This is a genomic window from Gammaproteobacteria bacterium (assembly GCA_024235095.1).
In the GTDB taxonomy this organism is placed as follows: domain Bacteria; phylum Pseudomonadota; class Gammaproteobacteria; order Competibacterales; family Competibacteraceae; genus UBA2383.
On sequence record JACKNC010000001.1, the window covers coordinates 1,889,966 to 1,904,827 of the forward strand.

Here is a 14,862-nt window from a genome sequence, read left to right on the forward strand (position 1 = left end):
ACAAATAGAGTCAGTAAAGAGCGATGATTTGTCCTAATTGTCATTCCGTCAACGTTGTAAAAAACGGCAGCATTCACAACGGAAAGCCCACGTTTTCTTGCAAAGATTGCAGTCGACAATTTGTCGAAAATCCAGAGAATAGAATTTCGCAAGATAAAAAGGATTTAATCGACAAACTGTTATTAGAACGAATTCCTATTGCCGGTATTGCACGGGTCGTTGGGGTTTCAGAACGTTGGCTACAAGGCGATGTCAATCGAAAATATCAAGGAGTCCCTCAGCAAGTCGCTGTTAAAAAAAAGCCCAAAGGTCGGCTCGTGATTCAGTGTGACGAACTGTGGTCTTTTGTAGGAAATAAGAATAACAAACAATGGGTTTGGTTAGCGATTGATCAAGGCACAAGCGAGATCGTCGGCGTTTTTGTCGGTAATCGAAGCCAAAAAGGCGCTCAAGGACTGTGGGACTCCTTACCGCCGGTTTATCGCCAATGCGCCGTCGCTTATACCGATTTTTGGGAAGCGTATGAGGTGATATTCCCAACCAAACGTCACAAAGCCGTAGGCAAAGAAAGTGGTCGGACTTACAAAATTGAAAGATTCAATGGTACTTTAAGACAAAGAATTTCTCGTCTCGTTAGAAAGACGCTCTCTTTTTCGAAGAAACTGGAAAACCACATTGGAGCTATTTGGTATTTTATCCATCATTATAACAATTCTCTATCGGTCGTTACTGCATGAGGGTTCACTACAATCTGCAGGACTACCTAATCGCCTTATACTCGATTCTCAAGTTTTTAGAACTTGACAAAGTGATGAAAAGGGCAGCGGGTCATTCTTGTCAGACTCGGGTTCCCGCCTGGGCTGGAGCCGTCACGGTACTGACCCAGTGGCCCGCTACCGCTGGGTAGTCTAAGGTAGACTTCAGCATCATGGCCAGTGAGCTGATCGAGGAACCGACTCTGTTGATCCGTCAACCCTTACTGTTTGTTCAAGAGTTTGTCGCCGCGCTAGACGAGGCGTTGCGGGCACACGATAGGGCGGGTCGGGGGCTCTCGCGGTTGCAGCAACGGTGGTTAAGCTTTTGCCTGATGGCGATCATGATCACCCATCGTCTCTGCTGGGCGCGCTTTGAGCGCGTGGGACTGGGGCGCTATTCGCAAGCGGTGCTGTCGTGAGTCTTTTGCCGGGCCAAACTGCCGTGGGAAGGGCTGTTGGCGCTGAGTGTCCGGGTGATTCTGCACCGTTATGGGATCACGAGCGGCACCGCTGGTGGCGGATGATAGTGACCGGGCGCGCAGTAAGGTCACGCGGCGGTTCACAAGCTCAAGGACAAGACCAGCGGTGGTTATGTCATGGGCCAGTGTCTGGTATTCCTGCTTTTGGTCACGGCCACGGTGACATTCCCGGTGGGGGTGGCCTTCCATCAACCCGATCCGGCCCTGCGGGCCTGGTGCCGGCGGGATGACGAACTCAAACGGCAAAAGATCGCCAAGCGGGCACGCCCGGCGGGCCCCGGCCCGAGATCCAGCCTACCCGACCAAGAGCGCGCTGTGCCTGCAGCTCTTGGAGCGGTTTGCCCGCGAACACCCGACCGTGCAGGTGCAAGCCGTGCTGGTGGACGCGTGGTATGGTACCCAGGCCTTTCTGGAGCAGGCCAGCGCCCTCTTTGGTGGTGTCCAGGTCATCAGTCAGCGTCGCCACAACCAGAAGGTGCGCTTTCGCAACCGCAGCCTGACGCTGGAGACCTTTTCATCCGCTATCCCGGCGTCGCCCAGCGCTATCCACGGCGTGGTGATGAACCCGTCGACGTCATCATCAGCAGTGCGCGTTTGTGGGTAGAAGTCCATGGACGTAAGCAATTGATCGTGGCTGTGAAGTATGCCGGGGAAACCGAGTATCGTTATTTAGTCGCCACCGACTTGAGTGGGCGAACCGAAGATGTCTTCCGGACCTTTACCTTACGCTGGCTGGTCGAGGTCTTCATCCAGGACTGGAAAGGCCATCAAGGCTGGGGCACCTTGGCCAAACAGCCAGGCGTTGAGGGGTCAAGCCACGGCCTGATCTTAAGCCTGCTGGTGGACCAGGGTCTCCTGCTGCATCCGGCCCAGCTCGCCCGGTTGAAGAACCGGCAACCGGCGGTGACCGTCGGGAGCCTGATCGAGTCCCCCCACCCCGAACAGCAACTCCAGCATCTCACCGAGACCTTGGCCTCGTATGGTGACCTGAGACCCTCGGGTAAGCACATGGTCGGGCGCGACTTGGGTCGGATGGAACCCACCCTAGCGCTCAAATATCGAGCGGCCACATGTGCGGTGGCGAGTTGAGAAGATCCTTGATTTCAGCAAAATGGCTCTCGTCCAGCAATAAAAACTTGAGAACCGAGTATCCATAAAACCTTGCGGGTGACTCCAGCGATGGAGGCAGGCATTTCCGATCACGTTTGGTCGCTAGAGGAAATCGCCGGCTTGGTTCCTGAACCGGTCGCCAAGCCGTGCGGCCCCTATAAGAAACGGAAGCAGGTTTCTTAAAATTCAAACTGAGATACTACCCGGGTTTGGGTAGTGTCTCAGTTTGAAATTTAGCATCTTGACGGTCGGCGGGAGCCTAAGCATACTGCCCTACTATGCCTAAACGCTCAAGCAGAGGTCGGCTCGACCTCAACCAACTTGCCAAGTCGATTGTCGATCAAGCGACGGGCGAGGAGACCAAGGACTCGGAACAGTCGGACAAGAATCCGGCGGCGGTGGCGCTTGGGCGTCTTGGCGGAAAGAAGGGAGGAAAGGCGCGAGCCGAGAAGCTTACGCCAGAGAAACGAAAGGAGATTGCTAGACTTGCCGCGAACACACGATGGAAGAAAAGTTTCTAGCTAGCCTTCTTAAACGGAAGCTGCAATTCTTCAACGTCTCGCGTGAAATCTAATACAACCTGAATTGGTTCATTTGAGCTACGTCTATCGTTGTAAACGTCAATATGCGTATTTCACGGGATGACGGCAGGTCGTTTCACGGGATGACGGCAGGTCGTTTCACGGGATGACGGCAGGTCGTTTCACGGAAGGCGGCAGGCCATTACACGGAAGGCGGCGGGTTGTTTCGCCAATGAGCAGCGACGCAGGTTAACAACTTGTAGGCTGGTTCCTTTTTTTCCGAGGAGGAACTCATGCCGACTGAGAGGTTATCCATGCGCAAGATTCAAGAAGTGCTTCGTTTGCAGGCGGCGGGCCATAGCCAACCACAAATTGCCCGGAGTTGCGGGATCGGCCGTAGCACGGTCGGAGAGTATCTGCAACGCGCCCGACGAGCGGGCCTGGGTTGGCCCCTGCCCAAGGGCATGATGGCCGATGAATTGGAACGACGGTTGTTTCCGCCGCGCCCCGCCGCTGGGTCTGCGGATCGCGGAAAACCGGATTGGGCCACCGTCCACCAGGAATTACGCCGCCCCGGCGTCACCTTGTGGCTCTTGTGGGAAGAGTACAAAGCCACGCATCCCCAGGGCTATCAATACACCTGGTTCTGCCAGCAGTATCGGGCTTGGGTGGCGCATACCGATGTGGTGATGCGCCAGACCCATCGGGCCGGTGAGAAGGTGTTTGTGGACTACGCCGGTCCCACCGTGCCCATCGTGGACCGCATCACGGGTGAACTCCGCCAGGCCCAAGTGTTTGTTGCGGTGCTGGGCGCCAGCAATTACACCTATGTGGAGGCGACCTGGACCCAAGGACTGGATGACTGGCTCATGGCGCATGTCCGGGCCTTTGCATTTTTCGGCGGTGTCCCGGAAATTGTGGTTCCAGATAATTTGAAAACCGGCGTCCAGACGCCGCACCGCTATGAGCCCGACCTCAACCCCAGTTATCTGGAGTTAGCCGCCCATTATGGCGTCGCGGTGATCCCCGCGCGTGTCCGAAAACCGCGTGATAAAGCCAAAGCGGAAAGTGGCGTGCTCGTGGTGGAACGCTGGATTCTGGCCCGCTTGCGCCATCGGACTCTGTTCAGTCTCGACGAACTCAACACGGTCATCCGCGAACTGCGCGACGCCCTCAATCAGCGCGCCTTCAAAAAACTCCCCGGTTCCCGTCAGCATTGGTTTGCAACGCTGGAACAACCGGCGTTGCGTCCCTTACCGGCCGAACCCTACGTGTTCGCGCAATGGAAAAAAGCGCGCGTCAACATTGACTATCACATTGACATCGAGCGCCATTACTATTCGGTCCCCTACCTCCTGGTGCGCCAGGAAGTGGAGGTGCGCCTGACCGCCACCACGGTCGAGGTCTTCCATCAACGTCAGCGGGTGGCTTGTCATCGCCGCCATCCGCAGCCTGGTCGCCATACCACCGTAACCGCCCACATGCCCAAAGCCCATCGGGAGTACGCCGAATGGACGCCCGAACGGTTAGTGCGCTGGGCTCACCAGACCGGCCCCCACACGGCGACTCTAGTGGAACGTATCCTGGCCACGCGGCCCCATCCTCAGCAGGGCTACCGCTCGTGCTTGGGCATCTTGCGTCTGGGCAAAGCCTATGGCGCCGACCGCTTGGAGGCCGCCTGTCAGCGCGCGTTAGCCATTGGGGGACTGAGTTACAAGAGCATCGAGTCGATTCTCAAGCATGGCCTGGACCAGCAACGCCTCCCGGATGCGGGGACTTCGCCACCGCCCATCCCTTCGACCGCGACCCACGCGAACGTGCGCGGCGCACGCTATTACCAATAACCCAGGAGCCTCCGCCATGCTGAAACAACCCCTTCTCGATCAACTGCACACCTTGAAACTCAGCGGCATGCGTCAGGCCTTGCACGAGCAACTCCAGATGCCCGATAGCGATCAGCTCAGCTTTACGGATCGCTTGAGTCTCCTGGTTGATCGCGAACTGACCGAACGCGCGAATCGTCGCCTCCAGTACCGCTTACAGCAAGCCCGTTTGCCCCAGCAAGCCTGCCGGGAAGACCTGGATTACCAACATCCCCGGGGCCTGGATAAAACCCTCATCCAGCATCTGCTCGGTGAACGCTGGCTTGTGGAGCATCTCAACTGCCTGATTACCGGCCCCACCGGCGTGGGGAAAACATGGATTGCTTGTGCCTTGGCTCAGCATGCGTGTCGTCTGGGCTATACCGCGCGCTATGTCCGTTTGCCCCGCTTGCTCCCTGAACTGGCGTTGGCCCGCGCCGATGGCCGCTATCCCAAGCTGCTACGCGAGTACGCTAAAGCACACGTGTTGGTCATCGATGACTGGGGCTTAACACCGCTCACCAGCGAGGGCCGCCGTGATCTTCTGGAAATCCTCGATGACCGGCATCACCGTCAATCCACCCTCGTGACCAGCCAGTTGCCCGTGGCAAGCTGGCACGCCTATCTGGACGAACCCACTCTGGCTGATGCCCTCCTCGATCGGCTCGTCCATAACGCCTACACCCTCAACCTGACCGGAGAATCCTTACGAAAACGTAAAACCCCCTTGACGAACTCCATCACGGAACAGTAAACACTCATCCACTGCGTCGCTGCGCTCCGACCGAGTGAAATACGCTGCCGCCTTCGACTGAACTCGCCGGCCGTCATCCCGTGAAATGGATGGCCGGCATCAGTGAAATACGCATCAATATCAGTTTTTAACTGATAACAATCGCCTACAATTTGTTGGCGGCGCTGAGAAAATGATTTTTGAAAATGTTCATGTGGAGCATTTTGGTCATCAAGGTCGGCCCATAATGCCAGTGTTTTATTCCCTTTCCTCTTAGTAATTGCATGCTTAGCTCGATAGCGCCTGCCGAATCTATCAGTACGGTATTCCTCACGAAACACTTGCGCGATGTCAGCAGCAATTGCGTCGATTACAGTTTTGATATTCGGCTTATGTAATCCATTACGGTAGGCCCATTTAGCTAACTCATGTGGTTCAATTAACCCATCATCTCGAACTTCACGCTTGTAACGTTCTATATAGTCCTTTATTTGATTTAAGTACGCCGACATAACTAAACCTCTCAAAATTTCTCTATGAAACCCCATCCATCAACAGGGGCAGACTTAATCACGATATCTCGAATTTTAACTTGATGTTTACGTAGAAAATCGTATCTGTTTAGCTTCCTCTGTAGCTGACCGACAACTAAGCCTGGATGGATGCCAAGTCTTTGCGCGAATAAACATACCCGTTGCTCACTGAAGTAGGGGGTTACTCTAGATATAAAATCATCTAGCTCATTTTTTGGCACGCAAAAATCAGCGGCAGCCTGGTTAGCAAGCTGTTCTTCGGTTTCAATCTGTTTATCTATCACCCCCCCCTCCAAATCTTGATCTAGAATAAATTCCAGTTCTCTACCATGACCTTGGAGTACATGCTCAATTTCATGACGAAGAACAAACCAAAAGTTATCAATGCGGTCAAGGCGCAAAGACATTGCAATCACTGGCTGATAGTCGCTTAACCAGAAGCAAGCGCCATCTATCTTTGATCCAGATAAATGTTCAATAAATATGAGCCTAACTCCGCATTCAGCTAAGATACGTACAGCGTGCCTAGCTTCTTCTGGGGATACCAATAATGCACTGATCTTAGATAGTGCATTTCTAAGATATTCCGTTTTGTATCTTTTTAAGACACACTCCGCAGCAACGGCCTTGGCTCTAAATAACCAAGCCATTTGTTGCATTGTTGCTTCACTATAAGCAGATGATTTCTTAGCAGCGTGTAGGAAGGATGGATCAGAATCAATGGAAGAAATACCAAAGAACTGTCTGAACTGTTGCTCAAGAACTTCAATATTTTCACTGCCATCAACCCACTTTCGCTTGATCATTTCCCGAACTGGGAATCGCGTATACAAAAAAGACCGTCTTGCAATTAAATTGTTTTTCACAGTGACTTTGGAAAGCTGATATTGGCTCTCTAAGTTCATCCAAAGCTCTGGCCCTGTGCCAAGCGCATCGCCAAGCTGAATAGCTGTCTCTGGTGTAATCGCTCTTTTCCCGGAAATTATTTCATTGACCAACCTAGTTGGTCGTCCAATAATTTCTGCTAGTTCGATTTGCGTCCATCCACGAGTCTCTATCTCCTCACGCAAGAATTCTCCAGGAGCAAAAGTCTCTGCCATTATATTCATAGTTATCTCCTCAAATATTAGTGGTAATCTAAGATTTCTACAATCACAACCACAGTTTTTGAGGCTGTTTTTTTAAATTTTATGATTAATCTCCATTGATCATTTAAGCGCATAGAGTATTGATTTGATCGATCTCCTATTAATTTTTCAAAATGTAGCGATTTCATTGCATAGAATGCTCGCTCGTCTATAGCTGCCCTAATAAATTGAATTCGCATTCGGAATTTACGCACGATACTGTGGGCCAGCCCCTTATCAAAGGAGGCGTCTGTTTCTAGCCGATGCAACGATATGTCTTCGTATTCAATTTCCATCGAATATAGAATATCTGGTTATTCAATTATCGTCAATACCACTTTTACACTTAGTGTAAATTTATAACTTGATTTATCTTGTCCGGTCAAGCATAATATTCATACTGAATTTAATACTTGAGCGATTAAGCAAGCATGAACAAGCTCTCTCTGAAAGACCAAGCGCAAATTCTGAATCTATTGGTGGAAGGTAACTCGATGCGCGCCACTTCACGTATTGCCGATGTAAGCATCAACACAGTGACGAAGCTGCTGGTCGATGCGGGTAGCGCCTGCTTGGCTTACCATGATGAGGTCGTTCATAACATCAACAGCCAGCGCGTTCAGTGTGATGAAATCTGGTCGTTCTGCTATGCCAAAGAAAAGAACGTGGCTCCAGAACACAAGGGCGAACTGGGGTATGGCGACGTTTACACTTGGACGGCTATCGACGCTGACACCAAATTGGCGCTTTCCTGGTTAGTTGGGCATCGCGGTCAAGAGTATGCGGAAGCCTTCATTGCTGATCTGGCTTCCCGCCTTCATGGAAGGATTCAACTCACCACAGACGGGCATGGTCCTTATCTTGGCGCGGTAGAAAAGGTCTTTGGTGGCGCGATTGACTACGCCATGCTGGTGAAGATTTACGAAGGTCAAGGGAAACAAGACCAGCAAAGATATAGCCCCGCAAGCTTCGTGAAGGCCGAAAAACGCCCTGTTGTCGGCAACCCGGAGCTTAGCGCGGTATCAACCAGCTATGTTGAACGCCAGAATCTCACCATGCGTATGGGAATGCGGCGCTTTACCCGGCTTACCAACGGGTTTAGCAAAAAGATTGAAAACCTTGAACACGCCGTTTCCCTGCATTTCATGCATTACAATTTTGCGCGTATCCATAAAACCTTGCGGGTAACTCCGGCAATGGAAGCGGGTATTTCCGATCACGTTTGGTCACTCGAGGAAATCGCGGGCTTGGTTCCTGAACCTGTCGCCAAACCACGCGGCCCCTACAAGAAACGAAATCAGGTTTCTGAAATTTCAAACTGAGACACTACCCGGGTTTGACTTGACTTGACATTGGCGACTGGCCCGCCTATAGTCCCGCTTCTTTGCAGACCCGGATTCCAATCAGCGCAGGCCCGCTGCCGGGTTGACTGAATTTGCAAGCTCGATTGGAGTAAGGGAATGGCCACCATCAACCAGTTGGTAAGCAAGCCGCGCGGTAGAAAGAAAGCCAAGAGCAATGTTCCAGCGCTCGAAAGCTGCCCGCAGAAGCGCGGCGTTTGCACCCGCGTCTACACCACGACGCCTAAGAAGCCTAATTCCGCGTTGCGTAAGGTGGCGCGCGTGCGCCTGACCAACGGCCAGGAAGTGACCAGCTATATTGGCGGTGAGGGCCACAACCTGCAAGAGCACTCTGTGGTGCTCATTCGTGGTGGGCGCGTCAAGGATCTGCCCGGTGTGCGTTATCACATCGTGCGCGGCAGCCTGGATACCTCTGGCGTGACCAAGCGCCGTCAGGCGCGATCCAAGTACGGCGCCAAGCGGCCCAAATCCTGAGTTTTACCAGTCCATCGAGATTGAGGCGGTTATGCCGAGAAGAAGAGAAGTCCCCAAACGCATCATCCTCCCCGATCCCAAGCACGGGAGCGAGATGCTGGCCAAATTCATGAATATGGTCATGGAGCGCGGCAAGAAGTCCGTGGCCGAGAAAATCGTCTATGGCGCGCTCGATGTCATGACCGAGAAGGGCAAGGAGAATCCCCTGAGCCTGCTAGAGCAGGCGCTGGATAACGTTCGTCCGATCGTTGAGGTCAAATCCCGTCGGGTGGGCGGCGCGACCTATCAGGTGCCGGTGGAAGTGCGCGCGGTGCGTCGGAACACCCTGGCGATGCGCTGGGTCATCGATGCTTCCCGCAAGCGCGGCGAAAAATCGATGGCCCGGCGCCTGGCCGGGGAGTTGATGGATGCCGCTGAAAGCCGCGGCGCAGCGGTCAAAAAGCGCGAAGATGTGCATCGCATGGCGGAAGCGAACAAGGCTTTCGCCCATTATCGCTGGTAAGTTTCGAGGATTGAGCCGTGGCTCGCAAAACCCCCATCGAGCGCTATCGTAATCTTGGCATCATGGCCCACATCGATGCCGGCAAAACCACTGTGACCGAGCGTATCCTGTTCTACACAGGCATTTCCCACAAACTGGGCGAGGTTCACGATGGCGCCGCCACTATGGACTGGATGGTGCAGGAGCAGGAGCGCGGCATCACCATTACTTCCGCCGCTACGACCTGTTTCTGGGGCGGCATGGCCGGGCAGTTTGATGAGCACCGCGTCAATATCATCGACACACCCGGGCATGTCGATTTCACTATTGAGGTCGAGCGCTCCTTGCGAGTGTTGGACGGTGCTTGCGCAGTGTTCTGCGCGGTGGGCGGGGTGGAGCCACAGTCAGAAACCGTTTGGCGCCAGGCGAACAAGTATGGCGTGCCGCGCTTGGCGTTCGTCAACAAGATGGACCGCGCTGGGGCCGATTTTCTGCGGGTCGTGCAACAGATTCAAGACCGGTTGGGCGCTTATCCGGTGCCGATTCAGCTGCCGATTGGCGCTGAAGATCAATTCAAGGGCATCGTTGACTTGGTCAAAATGCAGGCGGTTTCCTGGGATGAAGACAGCCTTGGCATGAAGTTCGAGTACGGCGATATTCCCCCTTCGTTGCAAGCCGATTGCGAAACGTGGCGCGAGAAGATGGTTGAAGCCGCTGCCGAATCTTCTGATGAATTAATGGAGAAATACCTCGAAGGCGAACCGCTCAGCGAGGACGAAATTCACGCCGGGTTGCGCGCCCGTACTCTAAAGGGTGAGATTGTCCTGGCATTATGCGGGTCCGCGTTCAAAAATAAGGGTGTCCAGGCTATGCTGGATGCAGCGATTCGATATCTGCCGTCGCCGGTGGACAAGCCGCCGGTCAAAGGTATTCTGGATGATGCCGCTGAGAGCGAAGGCGAGCGTCAAGCCAACGATGAAGCGCCGTTCGCCGCGCTGGCCTTCAAGATTGCCACCGATCCTTTCGTAGGCACCCTGACCTTTATTCGTTGCTATTCCGGCGTGGTCGATTCCGGCGATTCAGTCTACAACCCCGTCAAGAGTCGGCGCGAGCGCATTGGCCGCCTAGTGCAAATGCATGCCAACAGCCGTGAGGAAATCAAGGAAATCCGCGCGGGTGATATCGCCGCCTGTGTAGGACTCAAGGACGTCACCACCGGTGATACCCTGTGCAACCCGGATCAGGTAATCACCCTGGAGCGGATGGAGTTTCCCGAGCCGGTCATCGCGGTCGCGGTCGAACCCAAGACTAAGGCTGATCAGGAAAAGATGGGCATTGCGCTCAGCAAGCTGGCCCAGGAAGACCCCTCATTTCGCGTTCACACCGATCCTGAATCCGGTCAGACCATCATTTCCGGCATGGGTGAATTGCATCTGGAAATCATTGTCGATCGCCTCAAACGTGAATTCAAGGTAGACGCGAATGTAGGTAAACCGCGAGTCGCTTACCGCGAGACTATTCGCAAGACGGTGGAGCAGGAAGGCAAATTCGTCCGCCAGTCGGGCGGCCGTGGTCAATACGGTCACGTCTGGTTGCGATTGGAGCCACAGGAACCGGGAACCGGTTACGAATTCGTCAATGCCATTGTTGGCGGCGTGGTGCCGCGCGAATACGTCCCGGCTGTCGACAAAGGCGTACAGGAACAGATGGAAAAGGGTGTGTTGGCTGGTTATCCCGTGGTGGATGTCAAGGTCACCATTTTCGACGGTTCTTATCATGAGGTCGACTCCAGCGAAATGGCGTTCAAAATCGCCGGCTCCATGGGCTTTAAGGATGGCGCGCTAAAGGCGGGCGCCACCCTGCTGGAGCCGATCATGAAAGTCGAAGTGGTTACGCCCGAGGAGTATATGGGCGATGTGATGGGCGATCTCAACCGCCGGCGTGGCATGTTGCAGGGAATGGATGACTCGCCATCGGGCAAAGTCATCCGCGCCGAGGTGCCCCTGGCCGAGATGTTTGGCTATGCAACGGATCTGCGCTCGGCCACCCAGGGTCGCGCGACCTATTCCATGGAATTTGCCAAATACAACGAAGCCCCCGCTAACATTGCAGAGGCAATTATCAAGAAAGCATCCTGAAGCGGTTGCTGAAAAGATTGAATCGGATGGAGTGCCTGGATGTCCAAAGAAAAGTTTGAGCGCAGCAAGCCGCATGTAAATGTGGGGACGATTGGTCATGTGGATCACGGCAAGACCACGCTGACGGCGGCGATCACGCGGGTGATGGCTGTGCAATTTGGTGGGGAATTCAAAGCCTACGACCAGATTGACTCCGCGCCGGAAGAGAAGGCGCGCGGTATCACCATTGCCACGGCGCATGTAGAATACCAATCGCCCAAGCGGCACTACGCGCATGTAGACTGCCCGGGGCATGCGGACTACATCAAGAACATGATCACGGGCGCGGCGCAGATGGACGGCGCGGTGCTGGTGGTATCGGCGGCGGATGGGCCGATGCCGCAGACGCGCGAGCACATTCTGCTGGCGCGGCAAGTGGGCGTCCCCTACATTGTGGTCTATCTGAACAAAGCCGACATGGTAGACGACCCTGAATTGCTGGAGCTGGTGGAAATGGAAGTGCGGGAATTGCTGTCCAGCTACGACTTTCCGGGCGACGACCTGCCGATCATCACTGGATCGGCGCTCAAGGCGCTGGAAGGGGATACAGGCGAGTTGGGCGAACCCTCGATCCACAAGCTGGTGGCGGCGATGGACGAGTACATTCCGCAACCGCAGCGCGAAGTGGACAAACCGTTTCTGATGCCGATTGAAGATGTTTTTTCGATTTCCGGGCGGGGCACGGTCGTAACGGGTCGCGTCGAGCGTGGACGGATCAAGGTCGGTGAAGAAGTCGCGATTGTCGGGATTCGGCCCACGGTGAAGACCACCTGCACCGGGGTGGAAATGTTCCGCAAGCTGCTGGATCAGGGCGAAGCTGGAGACAATGTTGGCGTTCTGTTGCGCGGCACCAAGCGGGATGATGTTGAGCGGGGCCAAGTGTTGGCCAAGCCGGGGACGATCACGCCGCACACGAATTTTGAAGCGGAAGTATATGTTTTGAGCAAGGAAGAAGGCGGACGGCACACGCCCTTTTTCAAAGGCTACCGGCCCCAGTTCTATTTTCGCACGACGGACGTGACGGGATCGGTGGACCTGCCGGAAGGGGTGGAGATGGTGATGCCCGGGGATAATGTGCGGATTGTGGTGAGTTTGATCGCGCCGATTGCGATGGACGAAGGATTGCGTTTTGCCATTCGCGAAGGCGGACGCACCGTCGGTGCCGGCGTCGTCGCTAAAATCATCGAGTAAACGCTATGACGACCAGCCAACGCATTCGCATCCGCCTCAAAGCGTTTGACCATCGCTTGATCGATCAGTCGGCGCGGGAAATTGTCGAAACTGCCCGGCGCACTGGTGCCCAGGTGCGCGGCCCGATTCCGTTGCCGACCAAGATCGAACGCTTCACCGTATTGATTTCACCCCATGTTAACAAGGATGCCCGTGATCAATACGAGTTACGCACTCACAAGCGGCTCATGGATATCGTGGATCCGACGGACAAGACAGTCGATGCTTTGATGCGGCTGGATCTCGCTGCGGGGGTGGATGTGCAGATTAAATTGAATTAGTAGGTCAAATGGTTTCTTGGAACAGTCATCATTTCAGGTTTGGCTTGTAGCCTGACTTCCTTGCGGATCACGAGGGGCAGCCTTCCCCTCCTCTGATTCAGGTTATGCTCCAGAGGTTTAATAAAATGGCAATCGGACTTATCGGCCGCAAGGCCGGCATGACCCGGATTTTCACGGAAGACGGTGTTTCAATACCCGTGACCCTCATTGAGGTCGAACCTAACCGTGTTACCCAGATCAAGACGGAAGAAATTGACGGTTACCGCGCTCTGCAGGTCACTGTTGGCGAGCGGCGCGCTAGCCGAGTGACCAAGCCTATGGCCGGTCACTTCGCTAAGGCTGGCGTCGCGCCCGGTCGTGGCCTGTGGGAGTTCCGTTTGGCGGACAGCGAAGGCGAGAATATTGGCGTTGGCGCTGAGCTCACCGTCGATCGTTTCCAGGTCGGTCAAAAAGTCGATGTCACCGGCACCACTATTGGCAAGGGTTTCGCGGGTGCGATCAAGCGCCACCATTTCCGCAGCCAGCGCGCCAGCCACGGTAATTCGCTGTCGCATCGCGCCCCCGGCTCCATTGGTCAGAACCAAAGTCCTGGTCGAGTGTTCAAGGGCAAGAAAATGGCTGGTCATCTTGGCGCAGTGCAGCGTTGTGTGCAGAATCTGGAAGTCGTCCGGGTCGATGCTGCGCGTAATCTGTTGGCCATCAAGGGTGCGATCCCTGGCCATAAGGGCGGCGATGTGATGGTTCGGCCTGCCGTGAAGGCGCGTCAGTAAGGAGGCGATATGGAACTTCAGACTAAAAACACCAGCGACGCAGCGCCTGGCCAGATCACAGTGGCCGATGAGGTTTTTGCCCAGCCATTCAATGAACCCCTGGTGCATCAAGTAGTCGTCGCCTATTTAGCAGGCGCTCGCGCCGGTACCCGCGCTCAGAAAAGTCGCGCTCAGGTCAGCGGCGGCGGCAGCAAGCCGTGGCGGCAGAAAGGCACTGGTCGCGCCCGCGCCGGCAGCACCCGTGGCCCGATCTGGCGTGGTGGCGGCGTGACGTTCGCAGCCCGTCCACAGGATCATTCGCAGAAGGTCAACCGCAAGATGTACCGCGCCGCTATGCGCGCTATCTTTTCCGAGTTACTACGCCAGGACCGTTTGCAGGTGGTCGACAAATTGACCTTCCCGGAAATCAAAACCAAGCAAGTGATTGCGCTGCTGAAAACGCTGGATCTCGCCGACCAGCGCCGAGTATTGCTGGTGAGTGAAGAAGTGGAACTGAATCTCTATCTGTCAGCGCGCAATCTGGCTCAAGTAGCGCTCAGTGATGTGAGCAGTCTGGACCCAGTCAATCTGGTGGGCGCCGATACCGTACTTATCACGGTTGGGGCTATGCAACGCGTAGGAGAGTGGCTCGGATGAACAACCAGGAACGCTTGATGAAAATTTTGCTGGCCCCGCATATCTCTGAAAAGGCCAACCGGGTTGCCGAGCGCTATAACCAGATCGTGTTCAAGGTGTTGCGCGATGCGACGAAGCCGGAAATCAAGGATGCTGTTGAATTGATGTTCAAGGTCAAGGTTCAGCGCGTTACGGTAGCCAACGTCAAGGGTAAGCGTAAACGCTTCGGGGCCATTTACGGGCGGCGTTCGGACTGGAAAAAAGCTTATGTCTCGCTGGAGCCTGGTCAGGAAATCGATTTCCTGATGGCTGGATGAGCGGACACTCGCCGATATTTGCAGATTTAAGGTGAA

General features: G+C 54.7%; 15 protein-coding genes and 1 pseudogene. 13 read left to right on the forward strand and 3 right to left on the reverse strand.

All coding sequences use genetic code 11. The annotated features are described in order from the left end of the window. The first annotated feature begins 23 nt into the window (after positions 1–23). From H6973_08380 to H6973_08395, 4 genes and pseudogenes are all read left to right on the forward strand, one after another. Positions 24–737, forward strand: a complete 714-nt coding sequence (locus H6973_08380; GenBank protein MCP5125638.1) for an IS1 family transposase — start codon at positions 24–26, stop codon at positions 735–737. 221 nt (positions 738–958) lie between these two features. Next, a pseudogene (locus H6973_08385) lies at positions 959–2,323 on the forward strand (transposase). Between the two features lie 856 nt (positions 2,324–3,179). Then, positions 3,180–4,709, forward strand: coding sequence for an IS21 family transposase (locus H6973_08390; protein ID MCP5125639.1), 1,530 nt, complete (start codon positions 3,180–3,182; stop codon positions 4,707–4,709). A gap of 16 nt (positions 4,710–4,725) precedes the next feature. Further along, positions 4,726–5,481 (forward strand): ATP-binding protein, encoded by a 756-nt coding sequence (locus tag H6973_08395; protein ID MCP5125640.1) that lies wholly within the window; start codon positions 4,726–4,728, stop codon positions 5,479–5,481. Here H6973_08395 and H6973_08400 read toward each other — a convergent pair. From H6973_08400 to H6973_08410, 3 genes are read right to left on the reverse strand one after another with little or no spacing between them, the layout of a single operon-like run. Then, complete coding sequence (locus tag H6973_08400) at positions 5,406–5,972, reverse strand: hypothetical protein (protein MCP5125641.1); 567 nt, start codon at positions 5,970–5,972, stop codon at positions 5,406–5,408. The genes H6973_08395 and H6973_08400 overlap by 76 nt on opposite strands. Before the next feature lie 11 nt (positions 5,973–5,983). Then, positions 5,984–7,102, reverse strand: coding sequence for a HigA family addiction module antidote protein (locus H6973_08405; GenBank protein ID MCP5125642.1), 1,119 nt, complete (start codon positions 7,100–7,102; stop codon positions 5,984–5,986). A 17-nt stretch (positions 7,103–7,119) separates the two neighbouring features. Further along, positions 7,120–7,416, reverse strand: a complete 297-nt coding sequence (locus tag H6973_08410; GenBank protein MCP5125643.1) for a type II toxin-antitoxin system RelE/ParE family toxin — start codon at positions 7,414–7,416, stop codon at positions 7,120–7,122. A gap of 135 nt (positions 7,417–7,551) precedes the next feature. On the opposite strand from H6973_08410, the gene H6973_08415 reads away from it, so the two are divergent. The 9 genes from H6973_08415 (at position 7,552) to rplW (ending at position 14,826) form a co-directional block, all read left to right on the forward strand. Continuing rightward, a complete protein-coding gene (locus H6973_08415; GenBank protein MCP5125644.1) occupies positions 7,552–8,442 on the forward strand; it encodes a DDE-type integrase/transposase/recombinase in 891 nt (296 codons plus the stop codon). 138 nt (positions 8,443–8,580) lie between these two features. Beyond that, positions 8,581–8,955: a 30S ribosomal protein S12 gene (gene rpsL, locus H6973_08420; protein ID MCP5125645.1), complete on the forward strand. Its 375-nt coding sequence runs from the start codon at positions 8,581–8,583 to the stop codon at positions 8,953–8,955. 31 nt (positions 8,956–8,986) lie between these two features. Continuing rightward, the gene (gene rpsG / locus H6973_08425; GenBank protein ID MCP5125646.1) at positions 8,987–9,457 is read left to right on the forward strand and encodes a 30S ribosomal protein S7; all 471 of its coding nucleotides are present in this window, start codon (positions 8,987–8,989) and stop codon (positions 9,455–9,457) included. Positions 9,458–9,474: 17 nt separating this feature from the next. Next, positions 9,475–11,574: an elongation factor G gene (gene fusA, locus H6973_08430; GenBank protein MCP5125647.1), complete on the forward strand. Its 2,100-nt coding sequence runs from the start codon at positions 9,475–9,477 to the stop codon at positions 11,572–11,574. A gap of 39 nt (positions 11,575–11,613) precedes the next feature. Further along, complete coding sequence (gene tuf, locus H6973_08435) at positions 11,614–12,804, forward strand: elongation factor Tu (GenBank protein MCP5125648.1); 1,191 nt, start codon at positions 11,614–11,616, stop codon at positions 12,802–12,804. Positions 12,805–12,809: 5 nt separating this feature from the next. Next, the gene (gene rpsJ, locus H6973_08440) at positions 12,810–13,124 is read left to right on the forward strand and encodes a 30S ribosomal protein S10 (GenBank protein MCP5125649.1); all 315 of its coding nucleotides are present in this window, start codon (positions 12,810–12,812) and stop codon (positions 13,122–13,124) included. Positions 13,125–13,249: 125 nt separating this feature from the next. Next, positions 13,250–13,894 (forward strand): 50S ribosomal protein L3, encoded by a 645-nt coding sequence (gene rplC, locus H6973_08445; GenBank protein ID MCP5125650.1) that lies wholly within the window; start codon positions 13,250–13,252, stop codon positions 13,892–13,894. Positions 13,895–13,903: 9 nt separating this feature from the next. After that, positions 13,904–14,530, forward strand: coding sequence for a 50S ribosomal protein L4 (gene rplD / locus H6973_08450; GenBank protein ID MCP5125651.1), 627 nt, complete (start codon positions 13,904–13,906; stop codon positions 14,528–14,530). Continuing rightward, the gene (gene rplW, locus H6973_08455; GenBank protein ID MCP5125652.1) at positions 14,527–14,826 is read left to right on the forward strand and encodes a 50S ribosomal protein L23; all 300 of its coding nucleotides are present in this window, start codon (positions 14,527–14,529) and stop codon (positions 14,824–14,826) included. Before rplD ends, rplW begins: the two co-directional genes overlap by 4 nt. The last annotated feature ends 36 nt before the right edge of the window (positions 14,827–14,862 follow it).